Annotated in this window: 17 protein-coding genes and 2 CRISPR repeat arrays (1 of these 19 only partly in view); of the genes, 16 read left to right on the forward strand and 1 reads right to left on the reverse strand. The window is 38.7% G+C overall.

Going from position 1 to position 22214, the window contains the following annotated elements; translation table 11 throughout:
- Nucleotides 1-1622: direct repeats of the CRISPR family, unit length 37 nt; unit sequence GTTAAAATTTCGGTTACTCCCTATTAGGGATTGAAAC (it extends 474 nt beyond the left edge of the window).
- Nucleotides 1623-1704: 82 nt separating this feature from the next.
- On the reverse strand, nt 1705-2571 hold the full coding sequence (locus NSMS1_RS24350; protein ID WP_224087266.1) for a WYL domain-containing protein: 867 nt from the start codon (nt 2569-2571) through the stop codon (nt 1705-1707).
- Between the two features lie 99 nt (nt 2572-2670).
- Between NSMS1_RS24350 and cas3 the strand changes: the two genes are divergently transcribed.
- The 16 genes from cas3 to NSMS1_RS24430 all read left to right on the forward strand — a co-directional run bounded on the left by cas3 (nt 2671) and on the right by NSMS1_RS24430 (nt 22130).
- Nucleotides 2671-4851 carry a type I-D CRISPR-associated helicase Cas3' gene (cas3, locus tag NSMS1_RS24355; RefSeq protein ID WP_224087267.1) on the forward strand — a complete coding sequence of 727 codons (2181 nt, stop codon included), beginning with the start codon at nt 2671-2673 and terminating at the stop codon, nt 4849-4851.
- Nucleotides 4852-5359: 508 nt separating this feature from the next.
- Nucleotides 5360-5599 (forward strand): hypothetical protein, encoded by a 240-nt coding sequence (locus NSMS1_RS24360; RefSeq protein ID WP_224087268.1) that lies wholly within the window; start codon nt 5360-5362, stop codon nt 5597-5599.
- A gap of 174 nt (nt 5600-5773) precedes the next feature.
- A complete protein-coding gene (locus NSMS1_RS24365; RefSeq protein ID WP_224087269.1) occupies nt 5774-5992 on the forward strand; it encodes a DUF433 domain-containing protein in 219 nt (72 codons plus the stop codon).
- 17 nt (nt 5993-6009) lie between these two features.
- Nucleotides 6010-7029 (forward strand): YhcG family protein, encoded by a 1020-nt coding sequence (locus NSMS1_RS24370; protein WP_224087270.1) that lies wholly within the window; start codon nt 6010-6012, stop codon nt 7027-7029.
- A 48-nt stretch (nt 7030-7077) separates the two neighbouring features.
- Nucleotides 7078-7530, forward strand: a complete 453-nt coding sequence (mntA, locus tag NSMS1_RS24375; RefSeq protein ID WP_224087271.1) for a type VII toxin-antitoxin system MntA family adenylyltransferase antitoxin — start codon at nt 7078-7080, stop codon at nt 7528-7530.
- Nucleotides 7527-7970, forward strand: coding sequence for a type VII toxin-antitoxin system HepT family RNase toxin (gene hepT / locus NSMS1_RS24380; protein ID WP_224087272.1), 444 nt, complete (start codon nt 7527-7529; stop codon nt 7968-7970). Before mntA ends, hepT begins: the two co-directional genes overlap by 4 nt.
- Nucleotides 7963-11292 (forward strand): type I-D CRISPR-associated protein Cas10d/Csc3, encoded by a 3330-nt coding sequence (gene cas10d / locus NSMS1_RS24385; RefSeq protein ID WP_224087273.1) that lies wholly within the window; start codon nt 7963-7965, stop codon nt 11290-11292. Before hepT ends, cas10d begins: the two co-directional genes overlap by 8 nt.
- Before the next feature lie 45 nt (nt 11293-11337).
- Nucleotides 11338-12354 carry a type I-D CRISPR-associated protein Cas7/Csc2 gene (cas7d, locus tag NSMS1_RS24390; protein ID WP_224087274.1) on the forward strand — a complete coding sequence of 339 codons (1017 nt, stop codon included), beginning with the start codon at nt 11338-11340 and terminating at the stop codon, nt 12352-12354.
- Nucleotides 12354-13061, forward strand: a complete 708-nt coding sequence (gene cas5d, locus NSMS1_RS24395; RefSeq protein WP_224087275.1) for a type I-D CRISPR-associated protein Cas5/Csc1 — start codon at nt 12354-12356, stop codon at nt 13059-13061. The genes cas7d and cas5d overlap by 1 nt, the downstream gene beginning before the upstream one ends.
- A 155-nt stretch (nt 13062-13216) precedes the next feature.
- Complete coding sequence (cas6, locus tag NSMS1_RS24400) at nt 13217-14035, forward strand: CRISPR-associated endoribonuclease Cas6 (RefSeq protein WP_224087276.1); 819 nt, start codon at nt 13217-13219, stop codon at nt 14033-14035.
- 7 nt (nt 14036-14042) lie between these two features.
- Nucleotides 14043-14636 carry a CRISPR-associated protein Cas4 gene (gene cas4 / locus NSMS1_RS24405; protein WP_224087277.1) on the forward strand — a complete coding sequence of 198 codons (594 nt, stop codon included), beginning with the start codon at nt 14043-14045 and terminating at the stop codon, nt 14634-14636.
- A 39-nt stretch (nt 14637-14675) separates the two neighbouring features.
- Entirely contained in the window at nt 14676-15680 is a 1005-nt protein-coding gene (cas1d, locus tag NSMS1_RS24410) for a type I-D CRISPR-associated endonuclease Cas1d (protein WP_224087278.1), read from the forward strand.
- Between the two features lie 18 nt (nt 15681-15698).
- The gene (gene cas2 / locus NSMS1_RS24415; RefSeq protein WP_224087279.1) at nt 15699-15986 is read left to right on the forward strand and encodes a CRISPR-associated endonuclease Cas2; all 288 of its coding nucleotides are present in this window, start codon (nt 15699-15701) and stop codon (nt 15984-15986) included.
- A gap of 211 nt (nt 15987-16197) precedes the next feature.
- Nucleotides 16198-18550: a CRISPR direct-repeat array (repeat unit 37 nt; unit sequence GTTGAAATTTCATTAACTCCCTATTAGGGATTGAAAC).
- A 431-nt stretch (nt 18551-18981) separates the two neighbouring features.
- On the forward strand, nt 18982-19902 hold the full coding sequence (gene argF / locus NSMS1_RS24420; RefSeq protein ID WP_224087280.1) for an ornithine carbamoyltransferase: 921 nt from the start codon (nt 18982-18984) through the stop codon (nt 19900-19902).
- Between the two features lie 146 nt (nt 19903-20048).
- A complete protein-coding gene (gene lexA, locus NSMS1_RS24425; RefSeq protein ID WP_224087281.1) occupies nt 20049-20654 on the forward strand; it encodes a transcriptional repressor LexA in 606 nt (201 codons plus the stop codon).
- A gap of 105 nt (nt 20655-20759) precedes the next feature.
- Nucleotides 20760-22130, forward strand: a complete 1371-nt coding sequence (locus tag NSMS1_RS24430) for a DNA phosphorothioation system restriction enzyme (protein ID WP_224087282.1) — start codon at nt 20760-20762, stop codon at nt 22128-22130.
- The last annotated feature ends 84 nt before the right edge of the window (nt 22131-22214 follow it).

A 22214-nucleotide genomic window follows, 5' to 3' on the forward strand; every position in this document is an offset into this window, starting at 1 on the left:
ACGTGGGATAGACGGTAATCCTTCATTGCTGAGGAGTTAAAATTTCGGTTACTCCCTATTAGGGATTGAAACACCATCGACCAAGCCAGTAAACACGGTAGCAGGAAGTAGTTAAAATTTCGGTTACTCCCTATTAGGGATTGAAACATCGTCTCATCTATTTCTTTGGCGATATTTAGGGGTTAAAATTTCGGTTACTCCCTATTAGGGATTGAAACTTTTTATATCTATTGACTATTACATTTTACTGTAGTTAAAATTTCGGTTACTCCCTATTAGGGATTGAAACCTTTAAGCTCGGATAAAGATTTCCAGCAGAGATTTAAGTTAAAATTTCGGTTACTCCCTATTAGGGATTGAAACCGAATCTCTATCTCTCCGCTTCCTTATTCAGTATAGTTAAAATTTCGGTTACTCCCTATTAGGGATTGAAACTGATGAGTGCGGCGTATTTCTTAATGCTCGGAGATGGGTTAAAATTTCGGTTACTCCCTATTAGGGATTGAAACATTTCATCGTTGATCAGTTAGATGATGGTAGGTGGAGTTAAAATTTCGGTTACTCCCTATTAGGGATTGAAACCCACTGTCTGTAGTGTCTTTGATAGCTTGTATTACATCTAAGGTTAAAATTTCGGTTACTCCCTATTAGGGATTGAAACATACATACTATGTACGTCTGCCATTTACCAAAGGAGTTAAAATTTCGGTTACTCCCTATTAGGGATTGAAACATAATTTTCATAACAGCTTTAACCTTGGTTTGTAGCGTTAAAATTTCGGTTACTCCCTATTAGGGATTGAAACCTTCTGAAGAAATTGAGACAACGCAAACAACTATTGTTAAAATTTCGGTTACTCCCTATTAGGGATTGAAACGATGAGGCTGCGTGGTGGGCGGCTTATGGTACTACTGTTAAAATTTCGGTTACTCCCTATTAGGGATTGAAACCTGTTTTTAAGGCTTCAATGATTGCATAAACCTGTTAAAATTTCGGTTACTCCCTATTAGGGATTGAAACAGTGAAGTTCCCTCAGCAGCAGCACCAGCAGAAACGTTAAAATTTCGGTTACTCCCTATTAGGGATTGAAACCCAACTTTTATCTACTCTACCTTTAGCTGGAATTGTTAAAATTTCGGTTACTCCCTATTAGGGATTGAAACGATTCGGTGGTTTTCTTCACTTTTATTCCTGTATGGATATGTGGTTAAAATTTCGGTTACTCCCTATTAGGGATTGAAACCTGCTGTATTAACTCTTTGCTGACTTATATGGAAATCAGCGCAGTTAAAATTTCGGTTACTCCCTATTAGGGATTGAAACCTTTTGGATTTAATCTAATTGTGGCGATTGCCACGTTAAAATTTCGGTTACTCCCTATTAGGGATTGAAACAAAAGAGAGACAAGTCAAATCATAATAAACTGTAGTTAAAATTTCGGTTACTCCCTATTAGGGATTGAAACGGACTTGGATTGAATGGATTAGGAGCATAATAAGGAGTTAAAATTTCGGTTACTCCCTATTAGGGATTGAAACTCTGGAGTTCCGAGAAAGTCTATGATTGCGTTGACAGCAAAGCAAAGTTAAAATCTTAATTAATCCCTAATAGGGATTGAAGCTGGATTCAGTACGTATATCCTAAGCGATCGCAGAATGTTAAAATTTTAGATGCCTGAGTGAAGTCTAGTTAAAAAGAAAAACTTAAGAACTAATTTCTAAATTGTAATGTTGACAGAGATTTTTCAGCTTTTCCAGCATAAGAGAACGCACATTCTCTGGTGCTAAAATTACACAATCTGGTGCATATTGCATTACTTCTCGAATAAACCAAAAGGTACTAGAGACACGCCTAACAACTCGCCTTACTTTTTGCGTTTGGGGAAGCCATTCATTTATTTTGTCTTCGGATTTGGGTTGATATGCAAAGGCTAAACCAGCAAACAGTTGCATTTCTACGTCTATTTCTGCTAACCCTAAGCGCCACTCACCAGTAACAGGTAAAATTACAGCGTCTTGTATTCTATCTAAACGTAAACTCCAATTGTGCTGTAATTCCTTGACATCTAAGTTACCCTCAGTCTCCTCACACCAGCAATCAAGGTATTGGCGTTTTTCATGAGGGTTAACTTTGGCGTAACGGACAGTAAAGTCAAATACTTTATGTGTAGCATCTTGATAAGAAAGTTGAAAAGGTTGCTGACGGAGAATATAACGGTCTATTTGTACTCGCCAACTTGGAGGGGTTTTCTCTAAGAAGGCTTGAATTTCATTGCGCAAGGGAATGGATAATTCACCCCGTTCTAGTAATAACTTAGCGATAATTTGGGCTTGTTCAATTTGACCGATATCTGTCAAAGCTGCAATACATCTATGTAGTGCGCGGATGCGCGACTCTTCCCAATCATTATTTTTCGTAATGTTCAGCTGCCGTTTAGCAATTGCTTTGATAAGTTTGGAAATATTGGGGTCATCTCCCCACATCATACCGAACTCATAAGCGATCGCTTCTAGTTCAGCTTTATCTTGTTCGCTTACCGACAGGGTTATAGACTGACCTTTACGACTCATAAAAATATACGGACACTTTTGTACTGATAAATCTTGCCAAGTAATATTTTGCGTGCCAATATAGTTTTTAACAACTAGTTACGGACACTATTTAAGTGTATGTCCGAAAGTTACAAAATTACTCTTAAACCCGTTTATTCTCAAACAGTCCCTACACCTGATGGGGTGCAGATACCTGAGAATTGGTCACTTTCTTGGCATCAAGCTGCTACTTTAGAAGCACTACGCAATCCAAATATTGATGTAGTATTTAACACCGCAATGACAGGTGATGGTAAAAGCTTGGCTGCATATTTAGAAGTTCTCCAGGGTGAATTTTCTGCGATTGGGCTTTACCCAACTAACGAACTAGCCCGTGATCAAGAAATACAGATTCAAGGATATATAAAGATATTTCAACCTCAAGATCAACCACGGATAGTCAGATTGAGTGGGGCTGATTTAGAAATTTATGCAGAAAATGAAGGATTGAAAAAAAGTGCCGCAATTTCTACTCTTACTAGCCAAAGAGAAGCATTATTAACAAACCCAGATATTTTCCATTATTTGCATAGGGGGGCTTATATAATTCGTGGCGATAGTCCCGATAAACTCTGGGGAAAAATTGATAAGGATTTTGATTTATTTATTTTTGATGAATTTCATGTTTTTGCAGCGCCACAAATAGCTAGTGTAGTTAACACTATGTTGTTAATTCGCTGCACAAATCGCCGGAAGAAATTTCTGTTTCTTTCTGCTACTCCAGATAAAAATTTAATTGATAGATTAAAACTGGCTGGATTTCGTTGTCAGGAAATTAACCCTATTGAGGAAAACAAATATCAATTTCCCGACACACCAGCACAAGAGGAGAAACTGAAAAACCAAGGATGGCGACAAGTTGCGCGGACAATTTCATTTAATTTTATCCCTTTAGAACCGAGCTTTAAAGCATCGGAAACTTGGCTAAAGGAAAATAGTAATTTAATTTTGAAACAGTTTCAGCAATATCCAGGAAGTAAAGGGGCAATCATTCTTAACTCAATCGCAGCCGTTAAACGGTTGACTCCATTTTTTCAAGTAATTTTGCAGCCTTATGGATTACAGGTAGGAGAAAATACTGGATTATCAGGAAAGGGAGAAAAAGAACAGAGTTTGTCGGCTGATTTAGTTTTAGGGACTAGCACTATTGATGTAGGTGTTGATTTTAAGATTAATTTCCTAATTTTTGAATCATCTGATGCTGGTAACTTTATTCAACGCTTGGGACGCTTAGGTAGGCATGATGGTTATGAAAAGGATGGGCAAGAAATTAAGTTTCAAAACTTTACTGCTTTTGCTTTAGTGCCTAACTTTTTGGTTGAACGTTTATTTCTGGGTGATACACCACCTTTAGCGGTGAATAGTATTTGCGATCGCCCAACTTTTCATAAAATTATTGCTGATAAATATCGCCAGATTAATGATTTTCGCGGCTATTACAAACGTTGGGGTGCAGTACAGTCATTTTATTTGTTCTGCAAATTAGGCGATCGCACGATTAAAGAACAGTATGCCCAAAGCCGAGAACAGTTTCAAAAAGCCTGTGAAGAAGTATTTGATACCAGTTTAAAATCGGTGGCTGGGCGTGTTTCAGGATGGGCGAAAGATTGGCAAGCACTGTCTGGTAATAAATCGGGAAATCCTATTGCAGATGATGCTGCTAGTTTCCGTGGTGTAAGTTCTCTGCAATGTGGTTTGTATGATTTAACGGAAAATAACGAAGTAGACAGGTTTAAAACCTATGATTTACCCGGCATTTTGGGTAATTTAGAGATTGAAGTCTGGACAGAGGCGGGATTTATACGGACACTTAAGGAAACGGCAGAACGTACAGGACAAGCGATCGCTAAAGGTAGATTTGCTCACTGTTTAGCATTTATGAAGTTGCGTTCCTACCGTGAGGAACGGCTGAACTGGAAGTTTACATATTCTGGGGATTTGCAGGCGATCGCAGATACTTGGAAGGTGCAAGTTTTAAAGGGTGTGGAAGTTTGGCAACCTGAGAACTACTGGATTGGGGAAATTAACAAACGACTGAAGAAGGAAGGTTTAGTCTGTTACGTAATTCGCCGTCCTGTAGCGGAAGTGCGGATGCGGCTACGGCTACCGATGCACTTTCAGATTTACCCAATTAGCGATCGGTACAGCTTTCATGATGCGACAGCGCCGTACTCTATGGCTTTTGGCCACTCTGCGCTGTTGCTGGATACTTTGGCTTACACCTTTAAAAGCAAAGGAGATGAGATATGGGTAGCTTGAAGTTTCAATCCCTAATAGGGAGTTTAGTCAATTGAGTAGGAAGTTTAGAGCAACGACCACCATTAGGCTCGCAGTGAATTGTTTCAATCCCTGATAGGGATTAAAAAATTTCATAATGAATTATGAAATTTTTCCTAACTTCACCTACCACTATTATCGTAAATCGTAATAGCAATGATTACAAGGGCTATGTGGGCTGACATAAATATTTTATACGGACACATAAATACGGACATATCTTGTCAAATTCTATTTTGCGTGTCAATATTGTTTTTAGCAACCATGTTTTTTAATCCCTTATACTTTAAAAGGGGAAAGCTTTACAGCTATCTGAGAAACGAGCGCGAGTAGGAACACAGAGATGTCATCCTCGCCCTTCTTGATATATTCACGGAACGGCTTGGTGTCAGTCTATCTGGGGGGGTAAAACCCCACCTATCGTCTTTAGGTAAGGGGTAGCTGTGGGGTTTTCCACCTTCTAAATAGACAGACAAAAGGAGAACTAAATATGCCAAAGCCACGCGGTTCTAAATCTCAAGAGCCGTTGCAATTGTTCATTCCATATTCCTGGAAGCCATACCTGGACAACAAGAAAAAAGTCCGGGGTAAAAACAGGAAAATCTTTGAGCAGTTACAGGAAGTTGTTATCCAACTACAAATAGCGCTTGAAAGAGATGAATTTGAGTCATTTGAGGTTAAGGAAGCAACTCGTGATTTCTTAACACTTGTTCAGGGAAATAAAAAATAGATATAAATTATCTATAAACTCTGAAGTTGTTGAAATAAGGCTCTACAGGGGTAGTTTTATTACACTTGAGCCTGTAGAGCTTTTTTGTCAAAAAATACCAATAAATTCACTTGTCGGGTGAGCCAACGAGAGCGTAATACTTTTACCTTGTTAACTTCTTTTCATCTTTCAAATATGAACGAACAAGAACTTTTGGAACGAATCACAGTGAAACCACAAATATTTGGTGGTAAACCTATTATTCGCGATCGCCGCCTTGCAGTTGAACATATTTTAGAAATGCTGGCGGCGGGAGACACTATCGAAACCTTACTAGAAGCTTACCCCTGGTTAGAACAAGAAGATATACAAGCCTGTTTAATCTGTGCGTCTCGACTAGTTAATCATGACTAAATTGAAAATCCACAGCTATGAGTAAACCAATTCCAGACGAGTATGGAAATTTGCTAGTGGAAGTGAAACAACGTATTCGTTCTGCACAGTATAAAGCACTGAAAGCAGTCAATAAAGAACTCATTACCCTCTACTGGGATATTGGACAGATGATTGTTAGCCGACAGCAGGAAGCAGGCTGGGGTAAATCAGTAGTGGAACAGTTAGCAAAAGACTTGCAAAGAGAATTTGCGGGAATTAGTGGCTTTTCTGCCCGTAATATCTGGAATATGCGAAATTTTTATCTAGCATATAGCCAAAATGAAAAACTGCAACCATTGGTTGCAGAAATTGGATGGACTCACAATCTAGTAATTTTAGAGAAATGCAAAGATGACCTAGAACGAGAGTTTTATATTAAAATGACTCGCAAATTTGGCTGGACAAAGAATGTTTTGATTCATCAAATTGAAAATCAAACCTATGAAAAAACTTTACTCAACCAAACAAATTTTAACCAAACTGTTCCCGCAGAAATTCGTAATCAATTAAAACTAGCCGTCAAAGATGAGTATACTTTTGATTTCTTAGAGTTAGCAGATGAACACAGCGAACGGCAGCTAGAACAAGCAATTTTGGCGAGAGTTGAACCATTTTTACAAGAAATGGGTGGCAGGTTTACCTTTGTTGGTAGCCAGTATCGCTTAGAAATTGGTGATCAAGAATTTTTTATTGATTTATTGCTTTATCATCGGCAATTGAAGTGTTTAGTTGCAGTTGAGTTAAAAACGGGAGAATTTTTACCTGAATATGTAGGAAAAATGCAGTTTTATTTGGCGGCTTTGGATGATTTATCTCGACTACCCGATGAAAATCTATCAATTGGAATTATTCTCTGTAAGTCTAAAAATAAAACTGTTGTTGAATATGCACTACGAGAATCAAATAAACCGATTGGTGTAGCAACTTATAAAGTATTTTCAACATTGCCTCAAGAATTAAAAAATCAGCTTCCCGCACCAGAACAAGTTGCCAAATTACTGGAAGGTATTGAATAGAATTGTAAAGTGAGGAAATAAATGTTAATCCCTATGGAGAATCATCAAATGCAAAACAATACTCCAACAATCAGAGAACTGCAAGAACTTTCTTTACAAATACCTGAAAAAATTCCTTACTTAAAAATGTTAGTTTTGTTTGGTTCTAGGGCTACTGGTAACATCAACGCTAAGAGTGACTGGGATTTTGCTGTTCTGTATGATCAAGAACAACGTGAGGCTTATGTAAAAGATAATAGTTTCCGTTTATTTGAATTACCTCTAATAATTGGCGAAGTATTCAAAGTAAATTCAGATCAAATTGACGTTGTAGACCTTGATCATTGTTCAGAACTTATATCACATTTTATTGCTCGTGATGGAATTATGTTATTTGAAAAAGATAACGGAGAATTTGAAAAGTTTAGATTAAGGTCACTTAAATCTGAATCTGAGTTAAAACATTTCCGTAAAGAACAACATAAAATTATTGAAATGGAATTGAAAAGGTGGGGTGCATGAGCAACATAGAACCAGAAATAGTTTTGGTTAGGCTAAGGTTAATTACCAAATATTACAATACTTTAGAAAAGTTTCGCTCCACTAGTCCTGATGAATTTCTCAATGATTTTGAAAAACAACTTGTTGTAGAAAGACTGCTGCAATTAATGACTCAAGCAGCAATAGATATTAATGAACATATATTATCAAGATTAAATCCTGGCAATTCTGCTACAAATTTTGAAGGATTTATTGAAGTTGGCAAATATCAAGTGATCACACCAGAACTAGCAAGACAAATCGCACCGTCATCGGGATTAAGGAACCGTCTTGTGCATGAATATGACGAGATAGATCCGCAAGAAGTTTTTAAAGCTATTCGTTTTGCATTGCAACAATATCCGCTTTACGTGCGCCAAGTTAGCTCTTATTTAATTTCTTTGAGTCAAGAAGATGGTTAAAAAAAGTAAAAGTTCAGATGAATATCAACAGTTATCACTTTTAGAAACCGAAGATGATGATTGGTTATCGGGTGATTTTGGATTTGATAGTGATGGTAGTCGCACTATCGAAACACAAGGAGAATTACTTAGCTTGAAACTACTACGCGAAGCAATTCAGGCGCAAAACCCTGATGATCCAGTTATGGCAGATTTCGCTGAGTATGTGTTACCAAATCTCTTACGAATAGCGATTGGTGTAACTGCTAAAGGTGGTAAGTATTTTGATGCAATCGATCAGCAAAGAGAAGCAGCAGGAAAAAGCAAAGTTAGGCGAGATAATGCTGCTGATCAATCATTGAATACACATTTATTAAATGGCTTATTCCCAGCAAATTTAATTGAGAGACGTTTACAACAACTCGATACTACAGTCCGGCGAGTAGTGAAAGAAAAAGAACGGCGTTTAGTGATTGCTGGGTTTATTTTACATGACTTTGAAAAGTTTCCTGATGTGCCGAATGATTGCCGAAAATTGCCGTTAGCAGAACATCGCCCAATTATTGATGTTAAAGTTCGTCAATTGGGATTGGATAAGTTTATCAATCCAGAAAATTCAGAAGCTTATCAAGAATATATTGATGATTTATTGTGCATGGCTTATAATGCACAAAGTAGGTGGGATACTAACTGGAATTTTTCAGAATTTGGGTTAAATCCAGTATTGCGCGATCGCACCCTACGCCAACTATCAGCTTTGACTTGTTTAGCTGACTCTCTCGCGTCAATTGTCAAACATCCCCAAGACGCAGAACACCCCAAACTTAAAGAAATTCTCCACTTATTAAGTGATGGACAATTAAAACTTACCTATCACAGCATTGCTGAAAATAGAGGGGTTTTAACTAATGTCGTCAACAATGCTCTAATTCAAGCTTATACCAGTCTGAATACAGATGAGCATACCTACTACGAACCTTTGTTATATCTGCCGACAGGCGTAATTTATTTAGCTGCGCGTAATGCACCGCCTATTTTACTGCAAGATTTACCAGACAGAGTAGTTGATAATATTAAATCACTTTGTGCAGGACAACTACGCCTGAGACAAACAGGTTTTGGTAGAGATGGTAAAGGCATGAAATATGCCGAATATTACAACTTATTTTTTGAGTCTCCAGGCTTGATGCAGGTGGCGTTGGATGCAACTTTACGCATCTTAAACCCTAATAAAGATTCAGTTGCTAAAAGTCGTAGTGAGAATTTAATTAAGTTTCAGCAACAAGGTATTTTATCTGCTGACTATGACTTTAATTTCGCTGATGATATCCGTATTGATCAAATTGCTGAGTTTGGTGATTTAGTTAGTCGGAAAATTTGGGATGAGACAGTAAATCGGATTGAGGATATCCGTAAGAAAGATAAAAAGCTGCCAGAAGTACCAGCCTTAGATTTAACTCATAAGGTTGCACAATTCTGGAACTTGACAGCATACTTACCCCAAGTTCGAGAAATTCAGCGCATCAACGAAAGCCTCAAAGAAAATAAATTGAAAGGAAATACGGGAGGTGTACCTTATGAATGGTATTACTTAGCAGCTAAATATCTCGAACATCATCCTGGTATTGAAAGTGTGCGTGCAACTTGCCAAGAAGTTATTCAATATCTCACAGGCTTAATTTCACCCATCATTACACAGTATGAACTACCTGATGGTTGGGATGATTTAAGGCTTTGGGTATCACGAGTTGTCATGTTGCCAAACCCGAATCAAGCAGTATCAGATAAAACTCAAGTCGATACATTTGTAGCCGAGTTGAATAACTATAATGCTGCCAAAAAACCAGGACGGGGAAAACAATTAATCTGCTCAATTTCTCATTCTGCTTATACGGTGACAGAACAGATGGAATCGGCAGTTTTATTTACTCCCCAAGTTTATACAAATAAGCAAATGTTAGGAGGTTCTAACGCTAAACGTAACATCTCTAGTATTGCGGGTGTAGAGATGATGCTGAGGCAAATTTTAATGAATCAAACTCAAGCGGTGGGTAAAAGATTTGAAGATGGGAAATATCGCTATCTCTATTTTTATCCGACTTATTACTTCACCCCAGAAACCAACAAGTTTTTACAGAAAGCTTACAACGGTATTGCTCAAACTCGTTTTGATACTAGCATCCGTAATCACTTTATTAGTAAGGATTTACAAGCAAACTTAGAACGGGAAAATTATCAAAGTATCGATGCTTTTTTAATTGATGAAAACTTAGAACGGGACAAAGACCGGACATTTAAACTGTCTTATCCTGAAGACCAACCTTTAACATTTTACTTCATGGCGCTACCTCCAGGCAGAGATAGCAGCGATACCGAATCTTGGATTATGCCAAGTTGGTTGGCGTTTGCCTTCCCGATGATTTTAGATGTTAAAACTGTGGTGTCTGAGTCGCCAATTCCGCCTTTTAATGATGGTGCAGAATTTGAAGAAAGCGTTTTTCTCGATAGTGCGCCTCATGCTTTCCGTGCATTAGTCAGACGCGATCGCTTCCGTCTAGATTATATCCTTGAAGGCTGGCAGGATAACGGTATTCAATACCCAGCGCCGTTAAATGTGCTGACAGCCGCCTATGCAATTCACTTGGATGTGAATGCTAGGCAAGGTAAATCTGGTTACGATGCTAACTGGGGTAGATTTACTGAACTAGCAAAGGATTTTGAAACGAGTCCTCTGCACGTTTTTTCTTACCTCAATCGTTGGGTGCGTAACCAAGGAATAGAAACAGCACGTATCGAGAAAATTAGGCTTTATGCTTATCATTTTTATCCTTGTTTTGACCCTTATGTACAGTATGAGATGAATACAAAAACCTTGAATGTGCAACCAGAATCGAGTTTGAACCATCCACAGAATTTAACAGAACTTTATCGCCGCTTTTATCGAGCGAATAAGCGTTACAATCCTAAATCTAATGCTGTCCTAAAACCTATCGATATTGCCGCAGACACTATTCTCAAAGGTGAATCGAATGTATTTCAAGGGGAAGCCTTAGTTGCAGCCGTCGCAGCCGAAGTTTTTAAACTCATGGATCGGGTTCATGCTTCTACGGCTGAAGGACGCTGGGTAATGAGTAAACGAGAAGAAGAAAGACAAGCTGTTTTGGACTTTGCCAAGTATTTTGTTACAGAAGTATTTGAGAAAGCATTTGCAGGCGATCGCGCACGTTTAGCAGGTCGTCAACTCAATTTAATTCGTGACACTTGTGAGTTTCTTTATCGTTTAGCCGATGACAAGGAAAATGCAGGTAAAGATGATAAATCGACTGAATCTGATGATGATTAATTAGCCATTTTACTCGACCATTACTAAATTATTTGGAGAGAAATTATGTCCTTGCTAAAAACTGTTGAATCTAAGTTATTCCAAACTGAAATTCCCTACAAACCAATGGGTAAATACGCCCATTTTCTCACAATCCGCATCACCGAATCTTACCCCTTATTTCAAACTGATGGAGAATTAAATAAAGCCAGAGTTAGAGCCGGGGTTAAAGATAAGACTACAATTAGTCGTTTGTCGATGTTCAAGCGTAAGCAATCTACCCCAGAACGTTTAGTAGGAAGAGAATTATTACGTAAATATGAATTGATGACTGATAAAGAATGCGAATATAACGTTAACTTTGCAATGGATAATCCTGATTGCATAATTTACGGTTTTGCTATTGGTGATTCTGGTTCAGAAAAATCTAAAGTTGTAGTAGATACAGCATTTTCAATTACCGCATTCGATGAATCTCATGAAACCTTTACCTTAAATGCTCCCTTTGAAAATGGGACAATGGCTTCTAAAGGTGAAAATGGTTCAAAGCCAGGTGAAGTTACTAGCCGAATTAACCAACAAGACCACATCAGACCGCAAGTTTTCTTCCCTAGTATTGTCACACTCAAAGACCCTACGGAAGCTAGTTTTTTGTATGTTTTCAATAACATTTTACGCACACGCCATTATGGAGCGCAAACAACCCGTACAGGCAGAGTCAGAAATGAGTTAATTGGTGTTGTATTTGCTGATGGCGAAATTACCAGTAATCTACGCTGGACTCAAGCCATCTATGACCAAATGAAAGCCAATAGTTCATTAAATTCTCCTGACCCTTTGGATGAAGATGAAGTAATTACGGCTGCTAAAAATGCAATTGAAACTTTAATGGCTGAAGAATTTATTGTTCACAATGACTTTATTGGTGATGCTTTTGAACCTTTGTTAAAAGAAGTTAAAAATCTCACTGCTAATGAAGCAGGAATTAAAAGTATCTTACAAAAAGCTGATGCAGAAGCTAAGGCTTACGCTAATAAGCATATTAGTAAAAAGAAAACGACTGCGAAGGCGGGGAAAGAGTAATGGTATTGATTTACCGTTGTCAATTAGAATTGCACGACAGCCTTTATTATGCCACGCGAGAAATTGGCAGATTATACGAGACAGAGCCAATAATTCACAATTATGCTCTCTGTTATGCACTAGGTTTAGTTGATAGCGAAACCTATTCTACTACCGTATCTGAAGAACATTCTTATCGCTATTTCTGCCCAGAACAAGTCCCCAAATATGAGGAACATCTAACTCCGCTTAATCAACAAGGTATTTACGTTACCCCAGCATTGGCAATTAGTCATTCTGCTATGCTCAACACATGGAAATATGCTAATAATAACTATCATGTGGAAATGGAGAAGACCCAGAAAAATATCCCTAGTTTTGGCAGAGCTAAAGAAATAGCGCCGGAAAGCGAATTTGAGTTTTTTATTATCTCTCAAAACAAACTCAACTTACCAAAGTGGATTCGTTTGGGTAAATGGATGAGTAAGGCTGAAATCACAATTGAAGAGTTACCAAAACCTAGAACTAATGAGGGTCTATTTACTTGTACCCATCCTTTAAATCCCTTAGATGTGATGTTTACTAATCATGTGATTAGCTACGATGTGGTAAACATGCCTCCAGTTAGTCTAATTCAAAATGTGCAAATGCGAGGGCATTATTATCAATTTGATGAGCTTAAAGCTATAAAAATTCCCGCACAGATGGAATATCGTTTTCGTAGTTAGCTATAACTATAAGATTCCTAGATACGTAGGGTGTGTTAGCGACAGCGTAACGCACCTACCACCAAGGCCTACATATACTTAGCTTTTTATGGCTACGCTCCCGTAAGGGATACAGAAATCAAATCGGATTCCTATATTACTTACTTAGGAAATATATGCCCCACAGTCTTGTGATTAACCTAATTCCTCAGTCTCCCATATATCCTGATTTTCTTACAGGTAGACATCTTCATGCTTTGTTCCTGACTTTAGTTAGTTCTGTAGATAAGGACTTGGGAGATTACTTACACTCTGCCAATACTGATAAAGCCTTTACTCTTTCTCCTTTACAAATACAGCGACAACAAAAGCCAAATTACCATAGTTTACAATTTATCCATCAAAAACCTATAGCGGCTGGGACTGTTTGCTGGTGGCGCGTTTCCTTGCTGGATGATACTTTATTTAGTCAGTTAACCCCACTATGGTTAAGCCTTAACCCCAAACACCCTTGGCATTTAGGTTCGGCAGATTTATATATTACTAGCATCCAAGGAACGCCACAATCAACGCAACCTTGGGCTAATGTTTGCACCTATGAGCAGTTGTATGAACAAGCTAGTGATAGAGAACGCAATCTTGATTTTACTTTTGCTACGCCTGTATCGTTCCGCCAAGGTGGATATGACAATGTTTTACCTGTAAAAGAATCTGTATTCAATAGCCTTCTTGGTCGTTGGAATAAATATAGTGGGATGGAAATTGCTAATATTCCCATTGAGTCGGTTTATCCCAGTTCTTTTAATATCAATACTGAAGTTTTGACTAATTATGAAAGCAAATTCATAGGTTGTGTTGGTCGCATGAGCTACCGCATATTGGGTGATGTTGAACCTTTAGCCATTAAGCAGATGAATACACTAGCTAATTTTGCCCTATACGCTGGCTTAGGACGTAAAACAACGATGGGTATGGGAATGGTACGCCGAGGATAATTAAATTATGAATGAGACTGATTACATCCCAATTGCAGCATTAAATCAATATAATTACTGTCCGCATCGTTGCTGGCGAATGTTTTGTGCAGGAGAATTTATTGATAACCAATATACGATTGAAGGAACAAGTTTGCATGAGCGGGTACATACTGTAGGAGAAGGAACCCGTGAAGAAATATGGCAAATCAGAGCAATCTGGCTAAAATCTGATCAATACAAACTCATAGGCAAATCCGATTTAATCGAGTCAGACAATGGTGAGTGGTATCCGGTAGAGTACAAACGCGGCTCTAAGGGCGAATGGGATAATGATGAATTGCAAGTATGCGCCCAAGCATTGTGTTTAGAGGAAATGACAGGGCAATCAATCACTATCGGCTATATCTACTATGCACACTCCCACCAACGCCAACGAATAGAGATTTCCCACGAATTACGCCAAAGTGCGATCGCCACTATTGAAGCGGTACAAACACTGTTATTTACAGGCGCAATGCCTCAAGCTATCAAGACTAAGCGGTGTGAAGGATGCAGCTTATATTCTTCATGTTTGCCCCAAGCTGCCCAAAAAGTTAGCCAATATCGGGAAGCGGCTTAATTAAAATTTGCTCACAAACAATAGATTTTCGAGGTAATCATGGGTACAGTTTACGTAACTCAGGAAGATGCGTTTATCGGTAAAGTCGATGAAAGGCTTCATGTCAAGTACGAAAAAAAGACGATTTTGGATGTTCCCCTAATTAAAGTAGACGGTGTAGTTATTCTCGGACGAGCAACTATCTCGCCAGCCGTCATCTCAGAATTACTCCAGAGGAATATATTTATTACATTTTTAACCCAAACTGGCCGTTACATAGGAAGGATAGAACCAGAAGTTACCAAAAATATCTTTGTGCGGAAAGCTCAATGGCAAGCAATAGGTGAGTCAGCCCAAGCAATTCATGTAGTACAAGGCTTTGTCCGTGGTAAGCTCAAAAACTATCGTAACTTTCTCATCCGTCGCCAACGTGAAAACCAGGGGTTGGATTTATCTAGTCATGTCACACGTATAGAGCAAGCGATCGCCGCTATTGATTCTACAAAAAACATTAACTCATTACGTGGGTTAGAAGGCGCTGGCAGTGCAGCTTATTTCGGTTGCTTTGATCAATTAATTCGCTCTACCGAGTTTACGTTTCATAGTCGTGTGCGTCGTCCACCAACCGATCCAGTTAATTCTTTACTCAGTTTCGGCTATTCCTTACTACGCCATGACATTCAGAGTGCAGCCAACATTGCTGGATTTGATCCGTTTTTAGGATACTTGCATTGTGAACGTTATGGTAGACCATCGCTGGCATTAGACTTAATGGAAGAATTTCGCCCTCTAATAGTAGACGCAGTAGTATTATCTACATTAAATAAGCAGTTGTTGACAAAAAGCGATTTTGTCACAGAACCCGTAAGTGGTGCAGTCTCCTTAACTCCAGAAGGTCGAAAAAGATTTTTGCAGCAATACGCGCAAAAGAAACAGTCCGAGTTTAAACATCCAGTCTTGGGACGCAAATGTACTTATCAAGAAGCATTTGAGCTACAAGCTCGATTATTGGCTAAATACTTAATGGGAGAAACCGAAAAATACCCCCCATTGGTTTTGAAGTAGGAACAGGAGAGGCGACCAATGAATGTGATTGTTTCCTATGATATTCCTGAAGATAAACGCCGTACCAAAATCCACAAAATACTCAAGTCTTACGGTCAATGGGTGCAGTATAGTGTGTTTGAATGTTCGCTCACTGATACTCAGTATGCAAAATTGCGATCGCGCTTGAATAAGTTAATTAAGCCTGAAAGCGATAGCATCCTCTTTTACTCCATGTGTGCCTGCTGTGTAGGTAAAATTGAACGTATTGGTGGAGAAAAAATCCGTGATGATAGCATTTTCTTTGCAGAATGCGCGGATGGGTAGGTGTTCCAAACCTAGTTTTGGAAAGACGGCTTCAAGTCTGCCCAGCGCAAGAGTTTCAGGGGAAATTGCTTCCAAAGTACCCGCGCTCCTTACACAGTCTGGGTTTTAGCAATTTGTTAGCTAATCAATCCATATTCTCCGTGCTATGATTTTCTCATCCGCGCAATAGAACCTTGAAAACTAAATATATATATAGTTTCGGGCTGTTGCCGTTGAAATTTCATTAACTCCCTATTAGGGATTGAAACTTGAACGGTGTAATTGATGGCCAAGAGTTTTTCGTTGAAATTTCATTAACTCCCTATTAGGGATTGAAACTGACAACTGACAAACTATTTTTTTACCAGATTCACGTTGAAATTTCATTAACTCCCTATTAGGGATTGAAACTTCATTTGATGATATCCGGTAGCGATATTCTCTCAAGTTGAAATTTCATTAACTCCCTATTAGGGATTGAAACGGAGAGTAGTAAGCCGTGGCTGATGAGCCTTTGCCAGTTGAAATTTCATTAACTCCCTATTAGGGATTGAAACAGTTTTTAATTATCAATAAAGCTGACCTTCCTTTGTTGAAATTTCATTAACTCCCTATTAGGGATTGAAACATCGAGTAAGAGTAAACGCTCATACTCAGCTTTCGTTGAAATTTCATTAACTCCCTATTAGGGATTGAAACCATTTGTACTATATCTGCAATACCGAACACATCTAGTTGAAATTTCATTAACTCCCTATTAGGGATTGAAACAGCGTGGTAATTAACGAAAAAACAACTGGTATTGAGTTGAAATTTCATTAACTCCCTATTAGGGATTGAAACAGTCTGTGCTGAGAACCGTATGTGGGAGGAGTTTCAGTTGAAATTTCATTAACTCCCTATTAGGGATTGAAACACTCATGGTGTGCTAATTAATAACACCACATCATGGTTGAAATTTCATTAACTCCCTATTAGGGATTGAAACATGCTGCAACATCTCTACACAAGTTAGCATCATTGCGTTGAAATTTCATTAACTCCCTATTAGGGATTGAAACGTCAAAATTATCAGAGGCGGCAACAACAATAGACGAGGTTGAAATTTCATTAACTCCCTATTAGGGATTGAAACAAACGGAGGAAATCAAGTATATGGGTCTATTGAGTGTTGAAATTTCATTAACTCCCTATTAGGGATTGAAACTTGGAGGTAGAGAACGCTGGGTCAACTGCTATTATTGTTGAAATTTCATTAACTCCCTATTAGGGATTGAAACGTACACGCACAGGAAGACTAGCAACAAACAACCCCAACGTTGAAATTTCATTAACTCCCTATTAGGGATTGAAACATATTCTATGTCATTCCAAGTGACATACGATATGTTGAAATTTCATTAACTCCCTATTAGGGATTGAAACATGATGTGTGGTGAGTGTCATGCACTGAGTTAACGTTGAAATTTCATTAACTCCCTATTAGGGATTGAAACGAAATCATAGCACCAGTCTAGCACGCTGGTATAGTAAGTTGAAATTTCATTAACTCCCTATTAGGGATTGAAACTTTGCTTTTTAACCCGCAAATTGTAATCACTGGGTTGAAATTTCATTAACTCCCTATTAGGGATTGAAACTCGACAAGGAAGACTTCCTACTCCCTGCTACCGTGTTTACTGGTTGAAATTTCATTAACTCCCTATTAGGGATTGAAACAACTTACTTTAGTGAGAGACTAGTTATAGGTCTAAGGGTTGAAATTTCATTAACTCCCTATTAGGGATTGAAACATAAACCAAATATTCTACAAGCTGTGAAACATCAGTTGAAATTTCATTAACTCCCTATTAGGGATTGAAACAATGCCTGATAAGCTTGTAGACTTCTTTAAAAACGTTGAAATTTCATTAACTCCCTATTAGGGATTGAAACTGAAGTAGTTTCACCGGGGACTGAAAAGCAAAAGAAGTTGAAATTTCATTAACTCCCTATTAGGGATTGAAACAAAGTGCGCGAGTACAACGGGGAAAAGTATTTTGAGTTGAAATTTCATTAACTCCCTATTAGGGATTGAAACGCAAACAGCATTTGCCCAGACGATGGGGTAAGCCGTTGAAATTTCATTAACTCCCTATTAGGGATTGAAACTATTTTTCTTATAGATAGTGCGGCATCAGGATTCGGTTGAAATTTCATTAACTCCCTATTAGGGATTGAAACACAGGGTGATCCCAATCCTAACTGGTTTATAACTAGTTGAAATTTCATTAACTCCCTATTAGGGATTGAAACCTTTTTCTTGGATTTCGGTTGCGATCGCCTGCTTGTTGAAATTTCATTAACTCCCTATTAGGGATTGAAACATGCAGAGGGATTTCACATTATATCTTGTACTGGCGTTGAAATTTCATTAACTCCCTATTAGGGATTGAAACCACTTGATTGGGGCATCGAAACGCAAAGAACACGCTGTTGAAATTTCATTAACTCCCTATTAGGGATTGAAACCGTGACGATATTTATAAGAGAATTAGGCATCTTTTAAGTTGAAATTTCATTGACTCCCTATTAGGGATTAAAACGACATCTCGCAGTATCACTTTGATGTGGTGTTTGGTTGAAATTTAATTGTATCTTCTGTTGAAATTTTGCGTTGCATATTTGCGGGATGATTTTACTATTTTTGTGGGATGGGCATCTTGCCCGTCCCTTGTATTTCAGGGCGCTCATGATGCCTACCCTACAAGAATCATCCCTTGATTCAGCAACGCCTAAATTCCACTAACTCCCAGTGAGGGATGGAAATTGCTAGTGATGACGTTAGCGTTAGAGCTTGTTTCTTTCCTCCTGGGTTAAATTTCTGCAATTCCCCCTTCAGATGACTTAGATGGCAAAAGCTGGCTCCATTTTTAGAGTAGGCAAAAAAATTGTGTACAGTTTTCCACCTATATTTTTTTGACTTGACTGGAAAAACGAACAGGGATTTATAATTATTTTTTAACAAAACACAAGCATGGCAGCATTGTTAGGACGAGACTTGTTAAGTCTGGCTGACTTAACTCCTACAGAACTTCACCAACTCCTGCAATTGGCAACCCAATTGAAATCTCAACAGTTGCAGTTGCGGTGTAATAAAGTGTTGGGTTTGTTATTTTCTAAAGCCTCAACTCGTACACGAGTCAGTTTCACGGTAGCTATGTACCAACTCGGTGGACAAGTAATTGATCTCAATCCCAACGTGACTCAAGTTAGTCGGGGAGAACCAATACAAGATACTGCACGAGTGTTAGATCGATATTTGGATATTTTGGCAATTCGCACTTTTGAACAGCAAGAATTGGCAACTTTTGCTGAGTATGCGAAAATTCCGGTGATTAATGCCCTTACAGATTTAGAACATCCTTGTCAAATATTAGCGGATTTATTAACTGTACAAGAATGTTTCGGCACAATTTCTGGCTTAACTTTAACCTATGTGGGCGATGGTAATAATGTCGCTAATTCCCTCATGTTGGGTTGTGCGTTGGCAGGAATGAATGTGAGAATTGCCACACCCAAGGGTTATGAACCAGATGCGAAAGTTGTCGCCCAAGCACAAACAATAGCTGATGGAAAAACGGAAATTCTCTTGACTCATGACCCAGAATTAGCGACTAAAGGTGCATCTGTACTTTACACTGATGTCTGGGCGAGTATGGGACAAGAAGCAGAAGCAAGCGATCGCTTTCCTATTTTCCAACCATATCAAATTTCCGAACAGTTATTAAGTCTGGCTACACCAGAAGCAATTGTTTTACATTGCTTACCAGCCCATCGTGGTGAAGAAATTACCGAAGAAGTTATCGAAGGTTCTCACTCAAGAGTTTGGCAACAAGCGGAAAATCGTCTGCACGTTCAAAAAGCTTTGCTTGCTAGTATCTTAGGAGCAGAGTGAAAAGTTAAAAGTCAAAAATAAAGGGGTAAAAGAAATGTAAATTGTCTTTCTTTTGCCCTTTTAATTTTTGTTTTTATCTTGTTATTAGAGGTTTTTTGTAGTACTAATGTTCTAGGGACATTTATAATTAACCTCCCTATTATTTTATGGAACGCCTAACAGAAGCTCAACAAGAACTTTATGAATGGCTGGCAGAATATATCCGCATTCACCAGCATTCACCATCAATTCGCCAAATGATGCAGGCAATGAATTTAAAATCACCTGCACCCATTCAAAGCCGTTTAGAACATTTACGCACGAAGGGCTACATTGAATGGACTGAGGGGAAAGCGCGAACTATTCGTATTTTACAACCAATTAAGCAAGGTGTGCCAGTTTTAGGAACGATCGCCGCAGGTGGTTTAATAGAACCATTTACTGATGCTGTAGATCATATCGACTTTTCTAACTTCACTTTACCCGCACAAACTTACGCTTTGCGAGTAACTGGCGACAGCATGATTGAAGATTTAATTACCGATGGGGATGTGGTCTTTTTACGTCCAGTTCCCGAACCAGATCAGTTAAAGAACGGCACAATTGTTGCCGCCAGAGTGGACGGTTATGGTAATACATTAAAACGTTTTTACAGAAGTGGCGATCGCGTCACCCTCAAACCCGCCAACCCCAAATACAACCCCATCGAAGTTGCCGCCATGCAGGTACAGGTACAGGGTTCTCTCGTCGGCGTTTGGCGCGGTTATATGTGAGGGGAGTAGGGAGTGGGGAGTAGGGAGTGTTAACTTCCTATTTTCAATCTCTCTACCCTAAAAATTCTAAAATTTTGAATTTTGAATTTTGAATTGCCATAACCTATGTACCTGAAGCAAGAACCAGTGCAGTATCCCGCTTTCCGGCTCAAATTACCATTTGTCAGGGAAAACCGGGGTAGTTATCAGACTCAGCCATTACCAGGGTGTCCTAGAATGCCGCTATCTGTACAGTTGCGGCAGTATCAGCGTCAAGCTATGACTAACTGGTTTGCGAACAATGGCCGAGGAACGCTAAAAATGGCGACTGGTAGCGGTAAGACTATTACTGCACTGGCGATCGCTTGTGAATTATACCAGCAGATTAATTTGCAGGTACTATTGGTAGTGTGTCCCTATCGTCATCTGGTGGCACAATGGGCGCGAGAATGCGAGAAGTTCAACTTGCAACCCATATTAGCTTTTGAGAATCTCCGCAGTTGGCAAAGTCAACTTTCTACCCAACTTTACAATCTGCGTTCTGGTTCTCAAAGCTTTGTTACCGTAATTACTACCAATTCCACATTAATAGGTGATGGTTTTCAATCCCAACTCAAGTATTTTCCTGCCAAAACTTTCATTGTGGGGGATGAAGCCCATAATTTAGGCGCACCCAAATTAGAAGAAAGTTTGCCCAGGCGAGTGGGTTTACGGCTGGCTTTATCTGCCACACCGGAAAGGTATTTTGATGATGATGGGACACAATCTTTATTTGATTATTTCGGCCCAGTTTTACAACCAGAGTTTACTTTAAGGGATGCGATCGCTCAAGGTGCTTTGGTGCATTATCTGTATTATCCCATTTTGGTAGAATTGACGGAAGCTGAGAGTATTGCTTATTTAAAGCTAACTAAAAGGATTGGGCGATCGCTATTATATCGAGAACGCAATACTGGTGAATCACCAAGTTTTGAAGATAACGAAGATTTAAAACCATTATTAATGCAACGTGCCAGATTAATTGGTGCAGCACAAAATAAACTCAAAGCCTTACGTCAATTAATGGCAACACGCCGCGAAACTACCCATACCCTATTTTATTGTAGTGATGGTTCGCTAGAAATAGGTCAACGCTCATCCCTGCATCAACTCAAAGCTGTGGCAAAAATTTTAGGTGGAGAATTAGGGTATAAAGTCAGTACCTACACAGCCCAAACATCTTTACAAGAAAGAGAAATTTTACGCCGTCAGTTTGAAAATGGAGAATTACAAGGTTTAGTAGCAATTCGCTGTTTAGATGAGGGTGTAGATATTCCCGCAATTCAAACGGCTGTAATTTTATCAAGTTCAGGTAATCCTCGCCAGTTTATCCAGCGACGGGGTAGAGTTTTACGTCCTCATCCCGATAAAAAACGAGCAACTATCTACGATATGATTGTCTTACCGCCAGATTTGGATAGAGACACAATAGAAGTTGAAACAACAACGATTTATTAAGCATTACAAGCCTTAACTCTAGTATTTCTAGTAACTATATAGTAGAAGTCAGTCTTTCCCGCTTAAAATCGCTTATTAGCGTAC

This window comes from Nostoc sp. MS1, assembly GCF_019976755.1.
Classification (GTDB): Bacteria; Cyanobacteriota; Cyanobacteriia; order Cyanobacteriales; family Nostocaceae; genus Trichormus.

Bases quoted from the DNA above. Each gene is read 5' to 3' on its own strand.
- NSMS1_RS24430 (WP_224087282.1), top strand. From the start codon at position 20,760: ATGTACCTGAAGCAAGAACCAGTGCAGTATCCCGCTTTCCGGCTCAAA.
- cas4 (WP_224087277.1), top strand. From the start codon at position 14,043: ATGAATGAGACTGATTACATCCCAATTGCAGCATTAAATCAATATAAT.
- mntA (WP_224087271.1), top strand. From the start codon at position 7,078: ATGCAAAACAATACTCCAACAATCAGAGAACTGCAAGAACTTTCTTTA.
- cas2 (WP_224087279.1), top strand. From the start codon at position 15,699: ATGAATGTGATTGTTTCCTATGATATTCCTGAAGATAAACGCCGTACC.
- NSMS1_RS24350 (WP_224087266.1), bottom strand. From the start codon at position 2,571: ATGAGTCGTAAAGGTCAGTCTATAACCCTGTCGGTAAGCGAACAAGAT.
- cas1d (WP_224087278.1), top strand. From the start codon at position 14,676: ATGGGTACAGTTTACGTAACTCAGGAAGATGCGTTTATCGGTAAAGTC.
- cas3 (WP_224087267.1), top strand. From the start codon at position 2,671: ATGTCCGAAAGTTACAAAATTACTCTTAAACCCGTTTATTCTCAAACA.
- cas5d (WP_224087275.1), top strand. From the start codon at position 12,354: ATGGTATTGATTTACCGTTGTCAATTAGAATTGCACGACAGCCTTTAT.
- hepT (WP_224087272.1), top strand. From the start codon at position 7,527: ATGAGCAACATAGAACCAGAAATAGTTTTGGTTAGGCTAAGGTTAATT.
- cas7d (WP_224087274.1), top strand. From the start codon at position 11,338: ATGTCCTTGCTAAAAACTGTTGAATCTAAGTTATTCCAAACTGAAATT.
- cas6 (WP_224087276.1), top strand. From the start codon at position 13,217: ATGCCCCACAGTCTTGTGATTAACCTAATTCCTCAGTCTCCCATATAT.
- NSMS1_RS24365 (WP_224087269.1), top strand. From the start codon at position 5,774: ATGAACGAACAAGAACTTTTGGAACGAATCACAGTGAAACCACAAATA.
- lexA (WP_224087281.1), top strand. From the start codon at position 20,049: ATGGAACGCCTAACAGAAGCTCAACAAGAACTTTATGAATGGCTGGCA.
- NSMS1_RS24370 (WP_224087270.1), top strand. From the start codon at position 6,010: ATGAGTAAACCAATTCCAGACGAGTATGGAAATTTGCTAGTGGAAGTG.
- argF (WP_224087280.1), top strand. From the start codon at position 18,982: ATGGCAGCATTGTTAGGACGAGACTTGTTAAGTCTGGCTGACTTAACT.
- cas10d (WP_224087273.1), top strand. From the start codon at position 7,963: ATGGTTAAAAAAAGTAAAAGTTCAGATGAATATCAACAGTTATCACTT.
- NSMS1_RS24360 (WP_224087268.1), top strand. From the start codon at position 5,360: ATGCCAAAGCCACGCGGTTCTAAATCTCAAGAGCCGTTGCAATTGTTC.